Origin of the sequence: Nocardia concava NBRC 100430 (genome assembly GCF_000308815.1) — a bacterium.
GTDB lineage: Bacteria > Actinomycetota > Actinomycetes > Mycobacteriales > Mycobacteriaceae > Nocardia > Nocardia concava.
Genome location: NZ_BAFX01000080.1, coordinates 106,001 through 127,618, shown reverse-complemented (window position 1 = coordinate 127,618; position 21,618 = coordinate 106,001). Strand labels below are relative to the sequence as shown.

18 protein-coding genes and 1 pseudogene are annotated in these 21,618 nt (G+C 68.8%); 7 read left to right on the top strand and 12 right to left on the bottom strand.

The genetic code is table 11. The features are described 5' to 3' along the window. Nucleotides 1–139: 139 nt before the first annotated feature. From ON43_RS18595 to ON43_RS18580, 4 genes are all read right to left on the bottom strand, one after another. Nucleotides 140–4,612, bottom strand: a complete 4,473-nt coding sequence (locus tag ON43_RS18595; protein ID WP_040809110.1) for an SbcC/MukB-like Walker B domain-containing protein — start codon at nt 4,610–4,612, stop codon at nt 140–142. Then, entirely contained in the window at nt 4,612–6,057 is a 1,446-nt protein-coding gene (locus ON43_RS18590; RefSeq protein WP_040809108.1) for a TIGR02678 family protein, read from the bottom strand. Before ON43_RS18590 ends, ON43_RS18595 begins: the two co-directional genes overlap by 1 nt. Further along, nucleotides 6,057–7,580 carry a TIGR02677 family protein gene (locus ON43_RS18585; protein ID WP_051178661.1) on the bottom strand — a complete coding sequence of 508 codons (1,524 nt, stop codon included), beginning with the start codon at nt 7,578–7,580 and terminating at the stop codon, nt 6,057–6,059. The genes ON43_RS18590 and ON43_RS18585 overlap by 1 nt, the downstream gene beginning before the upstream one ends. A gap of 232 nt (nt 7,581–7,812) precedes the next feature. After that, a complete protein-coding gene (locus ON43_RS18580) occupies nt 7,813–8,385 on the bottom strand; it encodes a GlcG/HbpS family heme-binding protein (protein ID WP_040809185.1) in 573 nt (190 codons plus the stop codon). Between the two features lie 212 nt (nt 8,386–8,597). Between ON43_RS18580 and ON43_RS18575 the strand changes: the two genes are divergently transcribed. The 5 genes from ON43_RS18575 (at nt 8,598) to ON43_RS44895 (ending at nt 11,331) form a co-directional block, all read left to right on the top strand. Next, entirely contained in the window at nt 8,598–9,773 is a 1,176-nt protein-coding gene (locus ON43_RS18575; RefSeq protein ID WP_040809106.1) for a sensor histidine kinase, read from the top strand. Further along, complete coding sequence (locus ON43_RS18570) at nt 9,770–10,405, top strand: response regulator (protein ID WP_040809104.1); 636 nt, start codon at nt 9,770–9,772, stop codon at nt 10,403–10,405. The genes ON43_RS18575 and ON43_RS18570 overlap by 4 nt, the downstream gene beginning before the upstream one ends. Before the next feature lie 82 nt (nt 10,406–10,487). Beyond that, nucleotides 10,488–10,790, top strand: coding sequence for a hypothetical protein (locus ON43_RS18565; RefSeq protein ID WP_040809102.1), 303 nt, complete (start codon nt 10,488–10,490; stop codon nt 10,788–10,790). Continuing rightward, complete coding sequence (locus tag ON43_RS18560; RefSeq protein WP_040809100.1) at nt 10,787–11,152, top strand: YlcI/YnfO family protein; 366 nt, start codon at nt 10,787–10,789, stop codon at nt 11,150–11,152. Before ON43_RS18565 ends, ON43_RS18560 begins: the two co-directional genes overlap by 4 nt. Nucleotides 11,153–11,166: 14 nt before the next feature. Continuing rightward, a complete protein-coding gene (locus tag ON43_RS44895) occupies nt 11,167–11,331 on the top strand; it encodes a hypothetical protein (protein WP_157514101.1) in 165 nt (54 codons plus the stop codon). A gap of 13 nt (nt 11,332–11,344) precedes the next feature. Here the strand turns inward: ON43_RS44895 and ON43_RS18555 are convergent, their stop codons facing one another. The 5 genes from ON43_RS18555 to ON43_RS18535 all read right to left on the bottom strand — a co-directional run bounded on the left by ON43_RS18555 (nt 11,345) and on the right by ON43_RS18535 (nt 15,650). After that, nucleotides 11,345–12,607 carry an acyl-CoA dehydrogenase family protein gene (locus ON43_RS18555; RefSeq protein WP_040809183.1) on the bottom strand — a complete coding sequence of 421 codons (1,263 nt, stop codon included), beginning with the start codon at nt 12,605–12,607 and terminating at the stop codon, nt 11,345–11,347. A 5-nt stretch (nt 12,608–12,612) separates the two neighbouring features. Then, nucleotides 12,613–13,617: a phosphotransferase family protein gene (locus ON43_RS18550; RefSeq protein ID WP_040809098.1), complete on the bottom strand. Its 1,005-nt coding sequence runs from the start codon at nt 13,615–13,617 to the stop codon at nt 12,613–12,615. Further along, nucleotides 13,614–13,889, bottom strand: a complete 276-nt coding sequence (locus ON43_RS18545) for a hypothetical protein (protein ID WP_040809096.1) — start codon at nt 13,887–13,889, stop codon at nt 13,614–13,616. Before ON43_RS18545 ends, ON43_RS18550 begins: the two co-directional genes overlap by 4 nt. Before the next feature lie 113 nt (nt 13,890–14,002). Further along, entirely contained in the window at nt 14,003–14,680 is a 678-nt protein-coding gene (locus ON43_RS18540) for a GAP family protein (RefSeq protein ID WP_040809094.1), read from the bottom strand. A 340-nt stretch (nt 14,681–15,020) separates the two neighbouring features. After that, on the bottom strand, nt 15,021–15,650 hold the full coding sequence (locus ON43_RS18535) for a TetR/AcrR family transcriptional regulator (protein WP_245568656.1): 630 nt from the start codon (nt 15,648–15,650) through the stop codon (nt 15,021–15,023). A gap of 198 nt (nt 15,651–15,848) precedes the next feature. Here ON43_RS18535 and ON43_RS18530 point away from each other — a divergent pair, with 198 nt between their 5' ends. Beyond that, nucleotides 15,849–17,924 carry an alkyl/aryl-sulfatase gene (locus tag ON43_RS18530; protein WP_083913517.1) on the top strand — a complete coding sequence of 692 codons (2,076 nt, stop codon included), beginning with the start codon at nt 15,849–15,851 and terminating at the stop codon, nt 17,922–17,924. A gap of 109 nt (nt 17,925–18,033) precedes the next feature. Here the strand turns inward: ON43_RS18530 and ON43_RS18525 are convergent. Together ON43_RS18525 and ON43_RS18520 are read right to left on the bottom strand one after the other, a co-directional pair. Further along, nucleotides 18,034–18,832 (bottom strand): annotated as a pseudogene (locus ON43_RS18525) (DUF2127 domain-containing protein). A 58-nt stretch (nt 18,833–18,890) separates the two neighbouring features. Further along, on the bottom strand, nt 18,891–20,030 hold the full coding sequence (locus ON43_RS18520) for a hypothetical protein (protein ID WP_040809092.1): 1,140 nt from the start codon (nt 20,028–20,030) through the stop codon (nt 18,891–18,893). A 245-nt stretch (nt 20,031–20,275) separates the two neighbouring features. On the opposite strand from ON43_RS18520, the gene ON43_RS18515 reads away from it, so the two are divergent. Continuing rightward, a complete protein-coding gene (locus ON43_RS18515) occupies nt 20,276–20,581 on the top strand; it encodes a hypothetical protein (RefSeq protein ID WP_040809090.1) in 306 nt (101 codons plus the stop codon). 122 nt (nt 20,582–20,703) lie between these two features. Here ON43_RS18515 and ON43_RS18510 read toward each other — a convergent pair whose 3' ends face one another. After that, nucleotides 20,704–21,597, bottom strand: a complete 894-nt coding sequence (locus tag ON43_RS18510; RefSeq protein WP_040809088.1) for a PAC2 family protein — start codon at nt 21,595–21,597, stop codon at nt 20,704–20,706. Nucleotides 21,598–21,618: the final 21 nt, after the last annotated feature.

Below are 21,618 nucleotides of genomic sequence, written 5' to 3'. Positions count from 1 at the left end.
GCGCGGCGGCCGAAACGGTGCAAACGGGTTCCGCGCGACGGTGTCCGATAGCTGACCCGGAGCGACCGCGAATCGGCCGGTGAATCGGTCACCGCGGACCGCCCCGGATATTCCACGTGGCGTTGGGCCGCGTGAATGGTCAGCTGACGGTTTCGAGTTCCTCGTCGATGGGGATGGCGCCTTCCAGGCCGTGGGGGAGGCGGCGGCGGTTGGGGGAGCCGAGGGCGGTGGTGAGGTCGGTGCCGTCGTGTTCGGCGAGGAGGTCGGCGGAGTCCCAGACGAGCAGGGTTGCGGAGACGGTGTTTTCGGCGGCCGAGTGCGCGAGGTCGTAGTGGGCGCAGGCGGGGACGTGGGGGTAGGTGATCCAGAGGTCGTAGCCGGTCATGAAGAGGTCGAGGTCGAATTGGACCGACAGGCCGAGGAGTTCGCTGCGGCCGTTGTCGTCGACGCCCGCGAAGGCCTCGTCCAGGGCCAGCAGGCGGGGGGCCTGGGGGTCGGCGGAGTCGAGCATGACGTGGGCCGCGGCGAACAGTGGAAGGTGCAGGGAGACAGACTGTTCGCCGCCGGAGAGGGTGCTGTGGCGGGCGACGGTGAGGCGGTCCTCGCTGCCGTCGGCGGTGATGATGGTGAAGGAGAACACGCGCCAGGTGCGGTAATCGAGGGTGGCGGCGAGGATTTCGGGGAAGGAACGCTCCGGGTGCGCCGCGCGGGCGGTGCGGATCTCCGCGGCGAAGTAGGCGCGGATGGTGGAGAGATCCTCCGGGGTCAGGTCCGAGGAGTCGCGGTCGAGGAGTTTGCATACCGCGCGGGCGGGCTCGGGCAGGTTGTCGGCCAGCACCCAGTGCACGCCGATGGTGTTGCCCGAGGACATGCGCCGCTGCTTCATCTCGGTGCCCATGCGGGCGATGAGATCGCGGGCGTCGGAGGTGCGTTCGTGGATCTGCTGGGCCAGGCCGGTCAGCAGCGCGTCCTCGAGGATGCGGCGCTCGGCGTCGGTGAGCAGCAGCTCCTGATCGTGGCGGGCCGCGCCGATGCGCTCGGCGAAATCGGCCAGTGACGACAGGCCGTGATCGTCGTGCACCTGGACCACGGTGAGGCCGTCGGCGGCATCCCAGTGCAGGCGGTAGTCCTGGCGGGCGGCGGTGAGGGCGGCGTCGAACTCCTGCAGGGCGGTGGTGACCGCGCTGCGGGTGGACTTGCGGGCCGCCTCGCCCGCGCGCACCGAAGCGGTTGCGGTGGTGAGGTTCTCGAACAGGGTGGCCACCTCGTCGGGCAGCACCTTCGGCTCCTGCTCGGGCTCGCCGTTCTCGATCCGGTACAGCAGCTGCTCGGGCGTGGACCAGGCGGCGTCGCTGCTGGGCCAGCGGCTGTCGGCGGGCGCGCCCAGCAGGCTCAGCAGGTCCGGGCGCGCGTAAGGGGCCAAATGCCGGACGTCGGCCAGCAATTCGGTCAGGGCGGTGCCGAGCGCGTCGTGGGCGGCCCGGTGCGCGCCCTCGGCGGTGCCGACCGCCTCGATGGCCTCGGCGGCGGCCTTGCGAGCCGCCTTCTGCTCGGCGCGGGCCGCGTCGATCCTCTCGCGGGCCAGCTCCAGCTCCCGATCGATATCGGCGGCACCGGCTCCCAGCGCCTCGCGCAGCGTCTCGAGCTTGCGCAGCTGCTCCTCGTAGCCGGAGCGCGCGGCCTCCGCCTCCTCGGCGAACGCCTCGGCCAGATCCTTCGATTCGAGCAGCCGGTCCCCGGCCTCCCGGGAACGCTCGTGCTCGCGTTGATGATCGCCGCGCAAGCGGAGCAGGGCGGTGCCCGCGTTCTCGAAATGCCTTACGGCGGCGGCCAGGGCGTCCAGCTCGGCCGGATCGCGCGGGGCGCGATGGTCGGCCGCAATGGCGCGAACCTTCTTGTCGGCATTGCCGTATTCGGCGACGGCCTGATCCAGATCCTTCTCGGCTTGGGCCGCAGCCTCCGAGCGCGAACGCAGCATGCCCGCCGCCTCCGCGACGCCGCGCAGGGCCGCGGTGACGGCGGTGGTGCGCGGAAGCGCCTTGGCGGCGGCCGAAATACGGGCCAGCTCGTCGGTGGCGGCCTGTTCCTCGGCTTTGGCGGTCTCGGCCTCGGTCTCGGCGGATTCGATGGCAGCGGCGAGCTCAGCGAGACGCAGCTCCCGCCGCCGGGCGCGGGCGGTGGTGCCGATGAATTCGGCGTCGGCCTTGAAGTGGCGACCGACCTGAACGCCCTGCCGGAAGCGGCCATCGGTGGCGATGGCGACACCGTCGGGCGAAACCGGTTGGGCCGCTGGACCGGAGACCGCCGCGCCGATGGCGGACGGGTCCGCGCTCCGGCCGCCCTTCCCGGAACCGACCTCGTGCAGGGCGATGGAGACCAGCACGTCGGCCACGGTCTGGCGTGGGACGGTCAGCGCCTCGGAATCATCCTCGACCACCAGCACATCGGCGAGCGTGCGCCCGGTGGGCCGCTGCTGCGGCGGCAGCGGCACCAGGAACTGGTCGGAGGCGTGGTCGGGCAGTTCCGCGGTGGGGCACACCCACGCGTCGAGCAGATTCGCGGCCTGCAGGGCGGCCTCGATGCCCGCCGCCTCCCGCGCGCCGACGGAGTCGGCGAAGCGGACCAGCCGCCACAGCGGGGCACCGGGCCGGTCCGGGCGCGCGTCGGTGCGTGAGGTGAAAGGGGTTGGCGCGTCATCGCGTTCGGCGGCCACGGCCTCGCGTTCGGCGCGCAGCTCGCTCGCCCGGGCGCTGGCGGCGGCGGCCCGGGCTCGTGCCTCCTGGCGGCGGGCGCGGATCTCGTCGGTGAGTGGTTCGGTGCGCTCGGCGAGCACTTCGGCCGGTGTGGCGGGAGCGGTGTCGTCGTCGAGGGCGGCGGCCGTCGCGGCGCGCTCCTCGGCCGCGGCCAGCGCTGCGTCACCCGAGGAAGGCGCGGTGTCGCCCGATGCGGCGGAATGGATTTCCGACCCGCCCGGCGCGGTCTCGGCGCCGCGTCCCTTCTTCGCCTTGCCGCCGGATTTGCCGCCGCCCTGGTGAGTCGCGCGGGGAGCCGGCTCGGTGCCGACCGCCGCGAGAGCGTCGTTGATGGCCTCGAACAGGCCGGTTCGGATGGGGGAGTAGACATCTCGGTGCGTGTCCCACCAGTCGCGCAGGGCGACACCGGTGTTCGACCGGGCCAGCGCGACTCCGGCTTCGGCCGCGGCCAATTCGGCGGCGGCGGATTCGCGGGCCTCCACGGCCCGCTGGGCGGCGCGTTCGGCGCGCGTGCGTTCGGTGACGGCCTGATCGACGATCGTCAGGGCGCGGCGGACGGCGCGGACGTCGGCGTCGCGCTCCTCGGCGTGCGAGCGGACGGTGGTGGTGAGGTTGTCGGCGCGGGCGGACTCGGGCAGCGTCGTCCAGGGGATGCCCGCTTCCTCGGCGGCGGAACGCAATTCGTCCTCGCCGCGGGCCAGCGCCGACGACGCGTTCGCGACCGCGGCCTGAGCGCGTTCGGATTCCTCGAGCCGCTGGTCGACGGTCTGCCGGGACTTGAGCGCCTTGTCGTTGTGGACGGCCGCCGAGGTCTCCAGGCGGCGCACGGCGTCGGCGAGGTCGTCGAGCTGCTGCTTGCCCTCGTAGGCGCTGGAGCGCTGCAGCGTCTCGCGGTCGGCGAGGGCCTGCTCGTAGGCGCGGTCGGCGTCCTCGGCGCGGGTCTCGACGGCGGAGCGCTCGGTGTCGCGGCGCTTGCGCAGGGCCGCGGCGGCATGCAGGGCGGTGCTGGCGTGGGTCACCGCGTCCAGTCGCGCCTGCACCTGGTCGATGTCGGACTTCGCCTGCACGGCAAGGTATTTGCGGTACACCTTGACGAAGTCGCGGGTGGCGGTGTCGGCCTGGACCAGACCCTCGAGGGTGCGGCCGACCTCCTCCATATCGCTGAAGGAGCGGGCGGCGTCGAGGATCAGCTGCTCGTCGAGCGGGCGCAGGCCGTCGGTGAGGGCCTGCGAGAGGCCGCGCGGGTCGAGGTTCTTGGCCAGCTGCGGGCGGCGCAGCGTCAGGATCAGGTTGATGAGCTGGTCGTAGCGCTGCTGCCCGAGCCCGAACATGCGGGCGTCGATGGCGTTTCGATACTCGACCGGCCGATCCACGATGGCGTCGGAACCGATCTGCTCGGCCAACTGCTTGCGGGTCAGCGGCCGGTCGTCGGGGCCCAGCAGCGAGAAGTCCACGCCCACACGCCCGTCGGCGACGAAGTACCAGCGCGTCACCTTGTCGTTGGAGCGGGTGGCGCGCATGCCGATGCCGATGGTCACCGTCTCCGGCTCGTCCCAGGTGCCGCGCGCGAATTCCATCCACACGTACGAGTAGGCCGATTCCTGCTTGCGGTACAGCAGGTTCGACTTCATGGTGCGTTCCTCGCCCGCGAACGGGTTGAGGCGGCGCGGCTCGATGCGCCCGTCGAACACGAACGGGAACAAGACTTCCAGCGCCTTGGTCTTGCCCGAGCCGTTGGGCCCGCGCAGCACCAGGCGGCCGTCAGCGAAGCAGAACTCCTGGTCGCGGTAGTCCCACAGGTTGATGATGCCCGCGCGGGTGGGGACGAAGCGCACTCCACCGTGAATGTGGTCGGCCATCAGTTCCCTGATCCCTTCTCTGTCGAGCTGTCCGCGCCGGGCTCGGCCGGGTTACCCATATTGGGCACTGCCGAGTCGCCGAGTTGCGTGGGGGAGATGAACAATTCCGATTCCGCACGGGTGCGGATGGTGACGATCGCGCCCCGGTAGCGGGCCAGCGCGGGCAGGATGAGCAGGCCGCCGTCGACCAGCTCCACCAGGCGCAGGCGCTCCAGCAGGGAGACGACCTCGGCGGTGAGACCGGGGACATCGGCCTGCCACTGGGCGGCGAAGGTGTTGCCGTAGCGGGCGGTGAGCATCTGGACGGTGTCGCGGATCCAGGAGGATTCGATGAACGGGAACTCCGGGATCTCCGGCTCCTCGGGCTCCTCGTCCGAATCCTCGTGCGCGCCGAAGACATCGAGCGGGTCGGCGAGCGGGGCGAAAACCGTCGTTGCCGGGATGGCGCTGTCGAGCTGCTCGGCCAGATCGGTGAGCGGGCGGTCGGGGCGCGGGCGGCGGACGACCGGGTTGTCGATATCGAGGACCAGATCCGCGATCTCGCCCGCGAGCAGCAGCGCGACCTGGGCCAGGGTGCCGGTGCCGGGGAAACGAACATCGGAGAGGCGGCCTGAACTGTCGATCAGGGCAACGCCTTCCGCGCGCCGCTCGGCACGCAGGCCGGTGAGGTACTCGACCTCGGTGACCAGCTTCTCCTGGGCGAGCAGGGAGCGTTCGGGCTCGTCGAGTTCGTCGGCGTAGACGACCGGTTGTTCGACCAGGGCGCGGCGCACCTTGCGGGCCGCGAGAGCCATTGCCGGGGAACGGGTATCGGCTCCGCCCGCCTCTTCGCCGAGGAGTCCGGTGACGCTCTGCAGGTGCTGCAGCGCGCGGGGCGGACGGAACAGCGCGAAGACGACCGACCGGTCGATGTCGTAGAGGGCCTCGCCCGCTTCGGGATCGCTGGCCCAGCCACCGGCGTCGCCGTCGGCGAGGGTGACCGCGCCGCGCGCCGCCAGCCAGCCGACCGCGTCGACGAAGGCGTCGCGATCCGCGGCCCGGTCCGGCGCGAGCTCCAGGCCGTCGATCCGCTCGGTGTAGGCGGCGACCTGATCGGCCAACTCCGACAAGGTGATCTGATCCCCGGCCCGGCCCAATGCGGCCAGCCCGAGCGCCAGATAGGCGTAGCGGCGGCGATCGAACAGTCGGTCGCCGGTGGTGCGCGCCGGGCGTCCGGCCTCGAGCCGATCGAGCACGGGGAACAGGCGCGCGGTGGTCTCGGTGACCTCCAGGCGGTATCCGAACAGCTCGGCCAGATCCTCCCGCAACTCCGTTGCCCACCGCCGAAGCAGCGGCAGCGCAATGCGATCCGGGTAGGTGCGGGTGACCAGGTGGTTGGCGAGAATGACTCGCGCCGCGCGCTGGTAGCTGTCCAGCGCGAGTGAATCGATGGTCCGTGCGTGCATCAGCCCACCTGCCCGTCATCGGAGGCAGGCGGATTCGGCCGTGCCGCAGGGGATTTGCGGCCGCGCAGGGATGTGGTCTCGCGCACTTCCAGGCGTCGATTGTTGAGGTGGAGCACGCCCTTGGAGGTGCGGACCAGGGTCGAACCGGGATGCTCGGAGACCGTCAGCGTCACGCCATTGTCGGAGCCGGAGGTGCCGGGGACGCGGCCGCTCACCGGCACCCAGGCGGTCGATGCGGCGTCGAGGAGCTTCAGCAGCACCTCGGTCTCGCCCTCGTCGAGTTCGCGATCGTAGAGATCCTCGGAGGCCAGCGAGCGGGCAGCTTCCGCGCGGGCGCGCTGAGCGTCGAGCTGAACCTGGCGCAGGCGGCGAATGCCCGCGTCATTGCGCTGCAGCCGCGCCGGCGCGCCCGGCGTGGGCGGGCGGCCGGTCTCGGCGAGGGTGCGGGCGATCTCCAACGGCGGTGCGTCCCACCAGGATCGGATGGCGGGAATCACATCCGCGTCCGGATGGTGCATGGCCAGGTGGCGCGGGCGGCCCAAGCCGAACACGGCGTCGTAGAGGGCGTGCGCGGCATCGGCGGTCGGGGCGGCGGTGAACCAACCGGCCAGATGCCGCAGCGCGGACTCGCGGCTGACGCCGCCCTTGCGGGTCTCGGTAACTCGCCGCAACAGCGACAGGACCGCGGCGATGGCGCTCATGGTCGCCTCGCGCAGGCGCTCGCATTCGGTCAGCCCGGCCTCGCCGTCGGCGATGAACCAGGCCCGTAGACCCTGCCAGCGGGCACGCCAATCCGCTTGGCGCTCGGCGGTATTCAGCAGTACGCGCTCGTCGCAGCGGGCCGCGCGCTCGATGAGATCCTCGACACCGGTCTCCTCGACCTCACGGATGGCGGTGGCCAGCCGCGGCGCGAAACGCGCCAGGTCCATGGAGAATTCGCGCATGTGCGCCAGCAGCGCGTCCTTGTGCGCGAGGAACGCCTCGGGGGTGGCCTCGGTGGTGCGCACCAGATCGCCCAGGGTGAGGTAGAAGTGCGCGGCGCGCTCGGCCAGATCCGACAGCGCCCGGTCCAGACGGTTGAGCACCCGGTACACGCGAGGCGCGTCGGCGCTCTTGTTCGCCTCGGCGAGGGTGTGCAGATCCGCCAGCAGTTCCGGTAGCACCAGCCGCGACAGCGCCGCTTCGTCGAGCCGCGCGTCCAGTACATCCGAAACCGCCCGGAAGGCCTGATAACCCGCCTGCGAGAACTGATAGACGAAATGCCGGTTCCGGTATTCGGCCAGCGTCGCCGCCCGCGTCCCGTCGTAACTGCGCTCCAGCACACCCCACTGGTGCAACTGCTCGAGCAGCGGACCGACCTCGGTGGCGGTCAGCGCGGGCGCGCCCGGGCAACGATTGAGCGTGTCGGCCACATCGGAGGCGTGCAACAGCACCACGTACGCGGCGCGCGCGGTATCGAAGGCCCGCAACACCCACAGGTAATCGGCCCGTTTCTCGGCGGTGGCGAAGGAGAACAACCGCAGCCGGTCGCTATCGCTGCGCCGTTCCGCACTTGGAATCTCCTCGGACCCGACCCCCCTCGGGTCGGGCAGCAATCCGTCAGCGGACTCGGTCACCGGGAGAAGGTTAGTACTCCCTGCCGACCGGTTCGGAATCGTGCCGAGTGTCGGCGCGCCCGATCCACGACCCGCCGACCGATTCGCGGCGTTTGCGCGGTCGCCCCGCCGCGCGAGGCGACCGCGCCCACCCGTGGCCTCAGTTGCCGAGCGCGGCGACGCCCGCCTGCGCGAACTTCTCGTCCTGATCACCGCTGGGCGCACCCGCGACACCGATACCGGCGATCGGCGCGCCACCCTTGACGGTCACCGGTGCGCCGCCCCCGAGGAACAGGGTGCCCTCGATGTCGGCCAGGTGCGGCGCGCCGTCGAGCCGCTTGGCCAGCACCGAGGTCGGCGCGTTCCAGGAGACGGCGGTGAAGGCCTTCTCCTGAGCGGACTTGTAGGACTGCGGGCCCGCGCCGTCGCCACGCAGCGTCACCACGGTGTTGCCGTCACGGTCCACGACGGCGACGGACACGTGCTGGTTCTCCTTGACCGCGGCATCGAGGGCGGCCTGGGCGGCCTTGGTGGCCGCGGCGATGGTCAGATGCGTGCTCTGCTGCAGGTTGCCGTTGGCGACATCGGCCACCACCGGGGTCTTGGTGCCCGGATCCGGGTCCTGCGCGTTCACCGACACCACGCCGACCACACCGGCGGCCACCACCGCGGCGGCGGCACCGCCGATGATCAGACGCTTGCGAGTGGGGTTGGACTGCTGCGGGGTGGTCATGATGTCCTCCACGGATCTGGGGTGAAAGCTGTTCGCTCTGTTCGCCTTCCAGCCTGCTGCCGGGAGCCTCCCGGCACATCGGCGCGGCGGCTAGGGATCGGTGTGCGGCCCGGCCGACCCTCGTATCAACCGATCGGATGACCCGGGGACGGTCGCGAGCACGGCAGAATGAGGATGTTTGCCCACGCCACTGCCGCCGAGGAGGTGTCCACGTGTCAGCTCGGGAGCCGGGCTACGCGCAGCCCCGCGAGGACACCCGGCTGGTGGGCACCATCGTGCACAGCGCCTTCTACGTGCTGCTGTCCGCCTCGTTGCTGCGCTATGTGCTCCGTCACCATGACAATCCGCGCCTGTGGCTGGTGATCGGGCTCTCCCTCGGGCTGGCCGTCCTCTATGTGGTGAGCGAACTGCGCTCCTCGCGCCACCTGGTGTGGTTCGCGCTGCTGGTGGCGGCATGGGCGGTACTGGTCGTTCTCGCACCGAGTTTCGTGTGGTGCGCGGTGCCGCTGCTCTACACCGGGGTGCGGATTCTGCCGCTTCGGGTCGCGCTCGCACTGGTCGCGCTGCTGACCGCGCTGGTCGTGGACGCCCAGTTGAAGATCGCGGGCTGGGCGGACCCGAACGTGCTGCTGGCCCCGCCCGCGGTGGCCGCCCTGGGCACCGCCCTGTTCGTCGGCCTGCTGCGGCAGACCGAACGGCAGGCGGCGCTCATCGACGACCTGCGCACGACCCGCCAGGAGCTCGCCGCCACCGAACGCCGCGAAGGCACCCTCGCCGAACGTCAGCGGCTGGCCATGGAGATCCACGACACCCTGGCGCAAGGGCTTTCGAGTCAGCGCATGCTGCTGCAGGCCGCCGACCGGATCTGGGACACCGACCCGGTTCAGGCCCGCGACCATGTCCGCGACGCGGCGGCGGTGGCCGAACACAATCTGGCCGAGGCCCGCCGCTTCGTCCACGACCTGGCACCGACCGACCTGGCGTCGGGCGGCTCCCTGGCCGCGGCGCTGCGGGCGATGGCCGAGCGCGAGAGCGGCGAATCCCTCACGGTGCGAATCCACGTCGAAGGCTCCCCGGTCGACCTCCCGGCTGGCGTCGAAGCCGCCCTGTTGCGAATCGCACAGGGCGCCTTGGCCAATACCCGCGAGCACGCCGACGCGACCTCCGTCACCATCACCCTCACCGACCTGGGCGACCGCCTCGTCCTCGACATCGCCGACGACGGAACCGGTTTCGACCCCGCCGCCCCCGCCACCACCCCCGACCGCGGCCACGGCCTCCCCGCCATGCGCGCCCGCCTGCGCCAACTCGGCGGCACCCTCACCGTCGAATCCGCTCCCGGCGACGGCACCGTCGTCTCCGCCCAAATCCCCCTGGAGCGCCCGTGACCACCCCCGAACCCCCTGTCCGCCTTCTGATCTGCGACGACCACGCCGTAGTCCGCGCCGGCCTGCGCGCCCTCCTTGCCAGCGCCCCCGACATCGATGTGATCGGTGAGGCGGGCAGCGGCCCCGAAGCCGTAGCCCTCGCCGCGCATTTGAGCCCCGACGTCGTCCTCATGGACCTCCAACTAGGCGGCGACATGGACGGCATCGAAGCCACCCGCCGCATCACCGCCACCCCCGGCCCTCACGTCTTGGTCCTCACCACCTACGACACCGACGCCGACATCACCCGAGCCATCGCCGCCGGCGCCACCGGCTACCTCCTCAAAGCCGAACGCCCCGAAGAACTCTTCGCCGCCATCCAAGCCGCCGCCCAAGGCCGCACCGCCCTCTCCCCACCCATCGCCGACCGCGTAATGAACCGCATCCGCAACCCCCAACCCGCCTTGACCCCCCGCGAACTGGACATCCTCACCCAACTAGCCCAAGGCCTAGGCAACCGCGAAATAGCCCGAGCCCTCCACGTAAGCGAAGCCACCGTCAAAACCCACCTGGGCCGCATCTACGACAAACTCGGCGTAGACAACCGAGCCGCCGCCGTCTCAGTAGCCACCAACCAACGCCTCCTGAAGTAGCCCCACGCCGTCGATCCGGTCATTCCTGGCATGTCGCGTTGAACGCCGGTAGTCTGTCAGTGCGGCTGGGTAGTCTCCGGCCGTGGGGTTCGAATACAACGAGTGGCTGGACGAAATCCTGGCCCGCGCCGGGTCGGGGATCACCTCCCACGATCTGCGACGGTTGGTGAACGCGTGGTTTATCGAATTCCGGCCCCGCTGGCTACGGCCACAGATCGATCCGTCCACCGGAATCCACACGGTGGCGATCTGGTCTCGGCTGGACGACGGGCGGCCGGTAGCGGTGCACGGGCGGGTTGTCGGCCACGACGTCCAGTTCTTCAACGCTGAATACCTCGACCCGCAACAGATTTCAGAATTCGAGGATTGGGAGTCTCGGCGATGAGTGAGAACTTTCCGAATACGCCGGAGGAGATCGAGGCACTGACTGCCCGCCTACGGCCCACCGATGAGCCGCTGAACCTCGGCGATGAAATGGCCCCTGAGTCCGCAGCTGATGCCGCACCCGGCATGGTCGCGCGATCGGTGAAGTTGCCCGACGACCTGGACATGATGTGCGGCATGCGGGCGGGCGAGCTCAACCTGAGCAAGTCGGCATACATCCGCCGACTGATCGAACAGGACCTGCGCCTCGCCTACGGCACCGAGCCGGAAATGGTCCCGCTGGAGGAAGTTCGCCGCATGGTCTCCGAGGCCGTCGCCGACGTCCTGTCGACCCTCACCACCCGCTACGGCCACGCCGCCTAGTGCCTGGAGAGTCGATGAACACGGTCGATGCGTTCGATGACATGAGCATCAACGAGGTAGCGGCGATGACCGCACGGATCACCGGATCCATGGATATGAGCCAGGCGGTCGAAGCGACTCCGGAATCATTGGGGATCGACGTGAGCGCCGCGACCGACATTCCCCGTCCGGTGAGCTGACAGGCATCGTTCCTCAAAGGCCTTTGGGGGCTTGTTGGGGCATGAATCCGAAGAGGTAGCCGGCTATTCGGCGGAGTTGGATTTCTTCGGCGCCTTCGGTGATTCGGTAGCGGCGGTGGTGGCGGTAGATGTGTTCGAAGGGGGTGTGGCGGGAGTAGCCGAGGGCGCCGTGGGTTTGGATGGCTTGGTCGGCGGCCTGGCAGCAGAGGCGGTTGGACCAGTAGTTGCACATGGAGACCTGGGCGGATTGGGTGAAGGGGCCGTAGCGGTCCATGGACCAGGCGGTTTTGTGGATCAGGGCGCGGAGCATTTCGCATTGGGTGGTGAGTTCCACCAAGGGGAATTGGATGGCCTGATTGGCGGCGAGGGGTTTGCCGAAGGTCTTGCGCTGCTTGGCGTAGGCGATGGAGCGGTCGATGCAGTATTGGGCCGCGCCGAGGCTGGAAGCGGCTTGGCGTAGACGGTTTTCGTTGAAGAAGTGCTGGACTACCGCCAGGCCGCGGCCCTCCTTGCCGAAGACGGCGGTAGCAGGCACGCGCACGTCCTTCAGGACCACGTGGGCGTGGTCGGTCGGCATATTGAAGGTCCACAGGAATTCGGCGACGGTGAAGCCGGGGGTGCCGACGGGGACCAGGAAGGCGGTGATGCCGACGCCGTCGCCGGGATTGCCGGAGGTGCGGGCGAAGACGAGGTCGGCGTCGGCGCGGTGCATGCCGGTGTTGAAGGTCTTCTCGCCGTTGAGGATCCAGGTGTCACCGTCGCGGACGGCGGTGGTCTCCATGTGCGTGGCGTCGGAGCCGTGGTCGGGTTCGGTGATGCCGAAGGCGAAGAACTTCGCGCCGGTGGCGAGGCCGTCGATCCACTCGGATCGCTGTGCGGGCGAACCGTATTCGTGCATGAGCAACAGCCCCACATTGTTGGCGACGACCGCATGCTCGGTCTGCAGATCGCAGTGCAGGCCCAGCCCGCGGCGGGCGAGATGCTCACGGATGACGGCCATGTCGAGGTTGGAGCCCTCGCGGCCACCGTATTCGGCGGGGTAGGCGTAGCGCAGGTGGCCGGCGGCGTCGGCGCGGCGGCGGGACTCGGCGAGCAGGTCCTCCCAGTCGGCGCTGGGCAGGCCGCCGCGCTCCCAGTTGGTGCGGGCGTCCTCGCGGCGGTGGTCGAAGAACCGGATATTGTCGTCGGCCTGCTCGAGCGGCACGATCTCCCGGTCGATGAACTCGTCGAGTTCTTCCAGATACTTCCGAAGGTGGTCGGGGAGTTCGAAATCCATGACGGTCACCTCGATGGGGCGGGGCGGATCTGCATGAGCAGATCCCATTCGATCTCGGGTATGCGCCGCCCGCTGGCGGCCATCACGATGCTGGGCACACTGCCGTCGAGGAACGAGGCGGCCTGCGCGGCCAGCATGGTGCCCCAGGCCAGCGTGCAGGCCACCTTCCACCAGCGGAAGCGGTCGGCGTCGAAAACGCCTCCGGCGGAACGATATCCGCGCACGAAGGTGTCGCGATCGGTGAAGCCGCCGAACTCCCGCTCGTCCACCCCGAACCGCCACATGCGCAGGGCCGACCACGCGGCGTCGCGCATGGGATCACCGAAGCGTTGCGCGCCTTCCCAATCCAGGATGGCGCGCAGCCCGTCGGGGCCGACGATGAGGTTGCCATTGCGAATATCGGTGTGCACCAGCGTGAGCCGGTCCGGACGGCCCGGAAGGTGACGCGTGAGCCACCGCAGCGCGTGCGCGAACACGGGCCGGTCGGGCAGCAGCCGCGCGACCATCGCCTCCGCCTCGGCCAGCAGCACCTCGGCGGGATCGGCGGTGGCACTGCCGGGCAGGTCGGGGGAGGCCTTGCCCGGATCTACGGCATGCAGCAAACCCATTGCCCGCCCGAGCTGTTCGCCCACCAGATCGCCGATCCCGGCGTCGTGCACCGACCGCAGCACCCGCCGTGGCACGGTCTCCCCATCGAGGCGTTCGGAGAGCATGAACGGCTCGCCGACAAAGGCGGTGGAGGTACACACTGCCAGCACGTGGGGGACCGGCACCTCGTGCTCGCGCGCCAGCTCCCGCACGCCCGCCTCGACATCGACGGGAAGTAGTTGAATACTGCTCGGCACCAGGGTGGCGACCATCCGCAACACACATCCCCCGAGGTCGGCGTCGAAAGCGATATTGCGCCGCCGCGCACCAGCCGACAGCGGTTGCACCCCCGACACCGTCACGGCTCGCCCGATGTCCTCGGAGAGAAACCGCGTCAACCCCACCGCGATATCGCCCGTCATTCGCCCTCCCAGGCGTCATAGCCCGGCTTGGCGACCGCCAGATCGGCGCGGACCTGCGCGACCAACGCCGCCCACACCTGCTCCTCATCGCCCGTCGCCGCTGGTGCCGCGACCTCGGCCCCGAAGGTGAGTTCCCGCTCGATCATGCGGGCCAGATGCGCCCCCACCCGCGCCTGATGCCGCATGTCGGGCGGCAGCGCGGGCATGAGCGTCGATTCGAGCAGCTCGGCGAGCGCCGTCAGCAACTCCGGTGCCGTTGGCCGATACTGCATGGCGCGCCTCCGGCGTGAATCCCGTTGTTCGGCAGGTAATCCGCGATGGTACGGGACGCCGGCGCGCGACGGCCGTGAATTGTGGGCGAACGCTGACAGTTGCGGTCGGTCGTCTACATCAATCCGCTGAGGCCATCCCCGAGCGTCTTCGCGCCCAGCACCAGGAACAGCACCGACATGATGCCCGCGTGATTGCGCACCGTCCACTCCTTCCACCCGTCCAGCGTGGCGTGGGCGGTATTGCCGCCGAAGAAGTGGACCGCCAGCGGCACCAGCACCCCCAGCGATGCGACGACGATGAACACGATCACCGAAATGGTGCGCCCGATATTTGACCTGTCGCCCTCGGCGACCGTCACGCCGCCGACCGCCATCTGGATGATGTTCTTCGGATTGCTCAGCACCAGAACGGCGCCCAGTGCGACACACCGGCCCGGCCGGAACTCGTCGAGACGCTGCAGCCGCGGCGGCAGCGGCCCGCCCGACTCCCACGCGTTGTGAATCCTCAACTGGCGCAAGGCCATCAGCAGCAACAGCACGCCGAAGACGATCCGGAACCACGACACCCAGGTCGCCGGCCCGCCGTCGCGTTGATGCGGGTCCGCCGCCTCACCCAGCGTCACCGCCGCCAGCAGCACCACCGCCACCGTGGCCACCCAGCCCAGCATGAACGCGACCGCATTGGCTCGGCCGCGCGGCGAGGCCAGGATCAGGATGATGGCGATCAGGGCCAGCGGGGAGATGGCCACACCGACGGCGTGACTGAGTATCTGTCCGGTCGCATGCTGCATGAATTCTCCTGGCGGTGTCGAACTGTGCGGGCACGTCGCCGTCGAATCTTAGCTATCGGATAGCGTTATCTCGTTTCTCTGAGCGTGGGTTCACCAGTTTCGGGTGAGCAGGAGTAAAAAGGGTTGAGGTAGCTTAGTAATTGCTACTCCTCCTCGGATGACCGAGGGGGGCCACGGATTTCCTGCTCGGAGCCCTCTCCTGGCCGAAGGGCCCGAGTAGGCGGGCCGGTGCGGCGGCACCCCTCATCACGCCGCACCGGCCTTCTCTCTACTTGTGCAGCAATTCCACGGCTATTTTGCCCATCTGGTCGATTGCGGACCTCGTCGCCGCTCGCGGATGTCAGTCCTCCCGGACGAGCATGGCGGTGAGCGCCCGGCGCACGGCATCGGAGGCCGCGCGCTTGGACAGGCCGCGGCGGTCGACGAGGTGGTGGCGGTACGGCCAGCCGGCGGTGGCGTCGATCAGATCCAGCAGTTGGTCGCCCTCGTGGCGGGCCAGTTCCGGCGCGAACATCCGGCCCAGCGCGTCACGAATGCGCGTGTCGGTCAACCGCATCCGCGCGTCGACCTCCGGTGCGCGCAGCGATTCGATGAGACCCAGCACGCGCGGCTCGCGTTGCAACGCGAAGATCGCCTCGCTCTGCCGCACCACCGCGTCGATGCGCTGCTTCAGCGGCAGCTCCGGATCGGCCTCGGCGATCAGCGCCTCGACCTGGTCGGACTGCAGGTCCACCGAGGCGGTGATCAGTGCGGTCCGGGTCGGGAAGTGCACGAAGATACTGCGTTCGGACACGCCCGCGCGTTCGGCGATGCTGCGGGTGGTCGGATCGAATTCACCGTCGTGGACCGCGGACAGTAGCCCCTGGATGATCGCCTTGCGGGTCTGTTCCGGATTGCGCCGGCGCTTCGGGCTCTCGCCCTTGCTCTCGCGCACGATTTTGCCTTCGCGGACGACCTTGCCCTCGCTCATGACAGGAATCCGATCACATCCGGCCCGAGCGCGCGCACGCAGGTCCGGCGGGCGGTGGCGGGGGTTATGGGTGGTGTCACCCGTCCAGTATATTGCAGCAAGACTGCAATAGTGTGTACCGTGGCAGACACGTCAGAATGACGAGCGAATGATCAGCTATCGAGTGCTCGTCCCACACATGGAGACAGGAGAGCTCTGATGACCGACGAGGACCTCACGAACAACGGTGGCGACCGGAAGTCCGGCGGCTTCCAGGTGTCCCGACGCGGGGTGTTCGGGGTGGGCGCGGCCGCGCTGGCGGCCGTGGGAGTGGGCGCGGCCGTCGCGGGCTGCGACAGCAACAGCGACAACGGTTCCGCCGCCGAGAAGACCAGCAAGGACGCGGTCGATCCGAGCAGCCACATCGTCGATCAGCAGAAGCAGGTGCAATCCGCGCTGCCCTTCTCCGACACCCAGGACTTCGCCGACACCGACAAGGGCTTCATCGCCAAGCTCGAGCCCGATCTGGTGAAGGACGCCAAGGGAAACACCATCTGGGACAACGAGTCCTACAAGTTCATCCAGGGCACCTGCCCCAACTCGGTGAACCCGTCGCTGTGGCGGCAGTCGCAGCTGGTGGTGAAACAGGGCCTCTACGAGGTGGTTCCGGGCATCTACCAGATCCGCGGCCTGGATCTGTCGAACATGACGATCATCGAGGGGAAGACCGGTGTCATCGTCATCGACCCGCTGATCTCCACCGAGACGGCCAAGGCCGGCATGGACCTGTACTTCTCCAAGCGCGGGCAGAAGCCGGTCACCGGCATGATCTACACCCACTCCCACGTCGACCACTTCGGCGGCGCGCTGGGCGTCATCACCCTGGAAGACGCTGCCTCGGGCCGGATTCCGGTGATCGCGCCGCAGGGCTTCATGGAACACGCCGTCGCGGAGAACATCTTCGCCGGCACCGCCATGGCGCGGCGCGCGGCCTACATGTACGGCGCGGCGCTGCCGCGCGGGGAGAAGGGGCAGGTCGGCGCGGGCCTGGGCATGACCACCTCGACCGGCACCGTGAGCCTGGTCCCGCCGAACAAGGACGTCACCCGCACCGGCCAGGAGGAGACCATCGACGGGGTGAAGGTGGTCTTCCAGATCACCCCGGGCACCGAGGCCCCCTCGGAGATGAACTTCTACTTCCCCGACTTCCGCGCGATGTGCATGGCGGAGAACGCCACTCACACCCTGCACAACCTGCTGACCCTGCGCGGCGCGCTGGTGCGTGACGCGCACGTGTGGTCGCAGTACCTGACCGAGACCATCAATATGTTCGGCGGCATCTCCGATGTCGCGTTCGCCTCGCACCATTGGCCCACCTGGGGCGGCGACAAACTCGTCGAATGGCTGTCGCTGCAACGCGATACCTACGCCTACCTGCACGACCAGACCCTGCGCATGCTCAACCAGGGCTACACCGGCACCGAGATCGCCGAGATGATCCAGATGCCGCCGGCCATCGAGCAGAAGTGGTACAACCACGGCTACTACGGTTCGGTCAGCCACGACGTGAAGGCCGTGTACCAGCGTTACATGGGCTGGTTCGACGGCAACCCGTCGCACCTGTGGGAGCACCCGCCGGTCGACGCCGGCAAGCGGTACGTGGACGCCATGGGCGGTGCGAGCGGGGTGCTGAAGGTGGCTCGCAAGGCCTACTCCGACGGCGACTACCGTTGGTGCGTCCAGGTTCTCAACCACCTGATCTTCGCCGATCCGAACAATGAGAAGGCGAAGATGTTGCAGGCCAGCGCCTTCGAGCAGCTCGCCTACGGTTCGGAGAACGCCACCTGGCGCAACTTCTTCCTCTCCGGCGCGTACGAACTGCGCAACGGCAACTTCGGCACCCCGACGAAGGCCAACTCCGCCAGCATGATCAGCGCCCTGAGCGTCGATCAGGTCTTCGACTCCGCGGCATTCCTGGTCAACGGCCCCAAGGCGTGGGACCTGCACCTGGTCAACGACTGGGTCATCACCGACCAGAACCAGACCTACCGCACCGAGCTACGCAACGGCGTGCTCATCCACTACGTGGTCCCGGCCGATTTCAAGGGCCCCGCACCTGACGCCACCTTCACCCTGTCGCGGCTCGAGCTGATCGCCACCATGACCGGCGCCAAGGACATCGTGAAGGAGATCCAGTCCGGAGCGATCAAGGTCACCGGCGATCCGACCAAGCTCAAGCAGCTCAAGGACGTCATGGACAAGCCGGACCCCAACTTCAACATCGTCACGCCGTAGCGAGGTGAGTGGTCGCGGCGTGGCGGGAGTTACCGAGGCTGACGTCACGCCGCGACATCTATCGATAGGTGCCCGGGTTACAGGATCCGAATGATCCTGGCGCGCAGGATCAGTGCGGATTCCGGGTGATGCGCTGGGTGGGCTGCTCGGCCTGGGCGGCGACCGCGGCGCGCTCGACGGTCATGAGGCTCTCGGAGTGGTGTTCGGCGTAATACTTTGCGGCGCCGCCGTTGAGGCCGAAGAGCGACTTGCTCCACAGCAGCCAGATCACCGCGGCCAGATTGACGAGCAGGGCGGCGATGCGCAGGAAGGTGATCTTCTCGGTGAGCTCGTAGATCTCGAGCGGCAGGAAGATGCTGGTGGCCACCACGGCCGAAGTACTCGCCCCAGCGTTTGACCAGCCACAGGCCGACCGCCTCGATGATCTGGATTGTGGCGTAGGCGAACAGGGCGACCGCGATCCAGACCAGAATGGTCGGCGAGAGGGTGAACGCCTTGTCGATGCCCCGGATGATCTTGGAATGATCCGGGTTGAAACCGATCTGGTCGGCGAGTTGGCGGATCAGCGGAAGATCCTTGTCCCAGTTCTCCTTCCAATGCACACGCCGGTGCCGCAGGGTGAGCACGCCCGCGCCCAGCAGGATCAGCACCAGCGCCCGGCCGACCCGCTCGGCCGCGAGCAGCCGCATGATGATGCGGTCGCGCAGCAGCCGCCCGCGCGGCACCTCCGGTGCGTCGTCCGCGGGACCGCTGAGTCGCGGCTCGCCCGGCACGAAATCACCGCAGCGCAGGCAGCGCCAGGCTTCACCCGCCGGAGTGGCGACGTGGAGGCGTGCCGCGAGCTCGGGCTCGGTGGGGGCATAGGTCTCGTGCCCTCGGGCAGCGCAGGTCCACAGACTGAAGTCCATGCGCTGGAGCGTACCGGGCGGCGGCGACGGAACCGGTTCGGTTGAGGGCGGCGGAGAGTCAGCCCGCCGCGAGCGCGCGCAGCTGGTCGAGATAGGTACGGGTGCGCGGATCGCCCGGGAAGCGTTCGATCATTTCCCGTGCGGTCTCACCCGCGATCCACATGAGCGACGGCAGCGACCGCCGCTTGCCGGCGAACGCCAGCAGACCTTCGTCCAGGGCGAGCTCCAGATTGCGATCGCGCACCGCCACCACCGCCAGGGTCAGGTGCGCCTCGGACACGCGCATGGGTTTGCGGATGCTGCCGTCGGGCCGGGTCGAGGTCAGGATCACTTGGCGGGCAAACTCTTCCGCCCGCCGGTCGTCCCCGGCTACCCGGCAGCAGTCCATGGCGTAGAAGTCGAACTTCTGCGGATCGACCACGAAATGATTGTCCAGATTGGACGGATGCTCGATGGTGTCCAGGATCGAACGACCCTGCGCCAAGGCCGTTTCCACCTCGCGCTTATCACCCAGCCGGGCCCACGCCTTGGCACGCTGCGCGGCCAGCTGGACCCCGACGCCCAAGCGGCTCGTGGTGGCGTGTGCGGCCTCGGCGGCCTCGATCGCGCCCTTGTAGTTGGCCTGCGTCAATGAGAACCAAGCGGCCATTTCGGCTCCCCAGCCGATGATTTCGGCATGCTCGGCCTCCTGGCCCAGGGACAGGGCCGCGCGGCGAGTGGCCTCGGCGGCGGTCCGCCAGCCCAGGTCGTAATCAACGCAACCGACCAGTAGGGCAACCCATCCGGCCAGCACCAGCACTTCCCGATGCTGCGCCAGAGTCAGTCGGCCGTCCAGCAGGGAGGTGATGCGGCGCAGCCAGGCCGTGCCCTCGGTGTGCAGCTCGTGCGGATCCGCGCACGGATACTCCGAGCACAGCCGATCCGCGGTGATCCGGATGGCGTCCAGCGTGGAAGCCGACACATCGGACATCCGCAGTCGCCCAATGAATTCCAGCGTGTCCATGCCGGTGGCCGAGAGCATCTCGTCATCGCGATTGGGCCGGGCCTTGGGGAAGAACGCCGCGGTCACCGTGTCGAAGGCCGCCGCGATGATCGGGGCGTAGAAATCGTCCGGTCGGGATTCTCCGGACTCCCAGCGCCGCCAGTTGCGCAGAAGTGTGCTGTCGGTTGGCAGATTGTGACTCGACTTGGCGCGCATGGCCCTTACGGCATCGGCTTGTGACCACCCCCGAGCATCGCGTTCGGCACGCATTCGGACAGCCCAGACAGGTCGATCGTCACCGGCGGACACGCTCTGTAGTATCTCACCAGTTAACGCCGGATGGACCCGGATAGGGCATCTGGATGTCAGTGGGTTGACATCTGCAATTGCATTCGTGATTACGCCAAGCTGTTCCACAGGGCACACTTCATGACAGCGATCCCAATCCAACGGAGGTTCGGGTGGAAGCGTTGATCTATGGGTACGTGCGTGACGACTTGACCGAGGGCCGCAGCGATGAGCTGGAGGACGCCATGTGCGGTCTCGCCCAGTCGGCCGGTCTCTGCTTCGCCGCCACGTTCCATGAATCGACCCCCGGCGACGGCACCGCGTTCGCGGAGTTGACGGCCGAGCTCAAGCGCGCCGATGCCCACCACGTGGTGGTACCGTCGCTCGATCATCTTGCGGGCCAGACGATTCCGCGTGACATTCTGATCGCCAAGCTGGCGCACGAGGCGTCCGCCCAGGTCTGGACCGTCGAGCACTAGCCCTTCCGACCTCCGAAACACCGCCGCACCCGCGTCGAGAACGCAGGTGCGGCAATGGTTTTCGGACAATCGGGGACATTCACCCCGAAACGGTCTAACAGGTCAGGTGCCGGTCCGGCAGATCAGAGGCCGAAGCCCCCGCGCCCGCGACGGCGCAGGTACTTCTCGAACTCGGCGGCGATGGCATCGCCGTCGATCTTGGCCATGGCGTCGTTGATGTCCACCTCGGCGTCGCCGCGCTCCTCGAGCGAGCGCACGTACTCGGCGATCTCCTCATCGCCGGCGGTCATCTCGTTGACCGCGCCCTCCCACTCCTCGGCCTGCTCGGGCAGCCCGCCGAGGGGCACCTCGACATCGAGGACATCCTCGACCCGGTGCAGCAGCGCGATGATCGCCTTCGGGTTGGGCGGCTGGGAGACGTAGTGCGGCACCGCGGCCCAGAAGGAGATGGCCGGGACACCCGCGCGCACGCACGCGTCCTGCAGCACTCCGGTAATACCGGTCGGTCCCTCGTAGCGGGTCTGCTCCAGGTTGAAGCGCTCCGCGGCTTCCTTGCTGTAGGCGGTGCCGGTGACCGGAACCGGCCGGGTGTGCGGGGTGTCGGCCAGTAAAGCGCCGAGGATCACCACCGTGGTCACCCCGAGTTGCTCGACGAATTCGAGGATGTCGTTGCAGAAGCTGCGCCACCGCATATTGGGCTCGACCCCGCGCAGCAGCACCACGTCACGCTCACTACCCGGGGGCGAGCACACCGACAGCATGGCCGAGGGCCACTGGATCTCGCGGGTCACCCCGTCGACCTGGCGCACCGTGGGCCGGTTGACCTGATAGTCGTAGTAGTCCTCGGAATCGAGCTCGGCCAGCGGCTGCGCGTCCCAGATCAGTTCCAGATGCTCGACCGCGCCACTGGCGGCGTCGGCGGCATCGTTCCAGCCTTCGAAGGCGGCCACGAGCACCGGATCCCGCAGCGTAGGCAGGTCCGATTCGGGTGGCACCGGGGATTCACTGGCGTTCACCCGGTCAGCCTACGGTGTAGC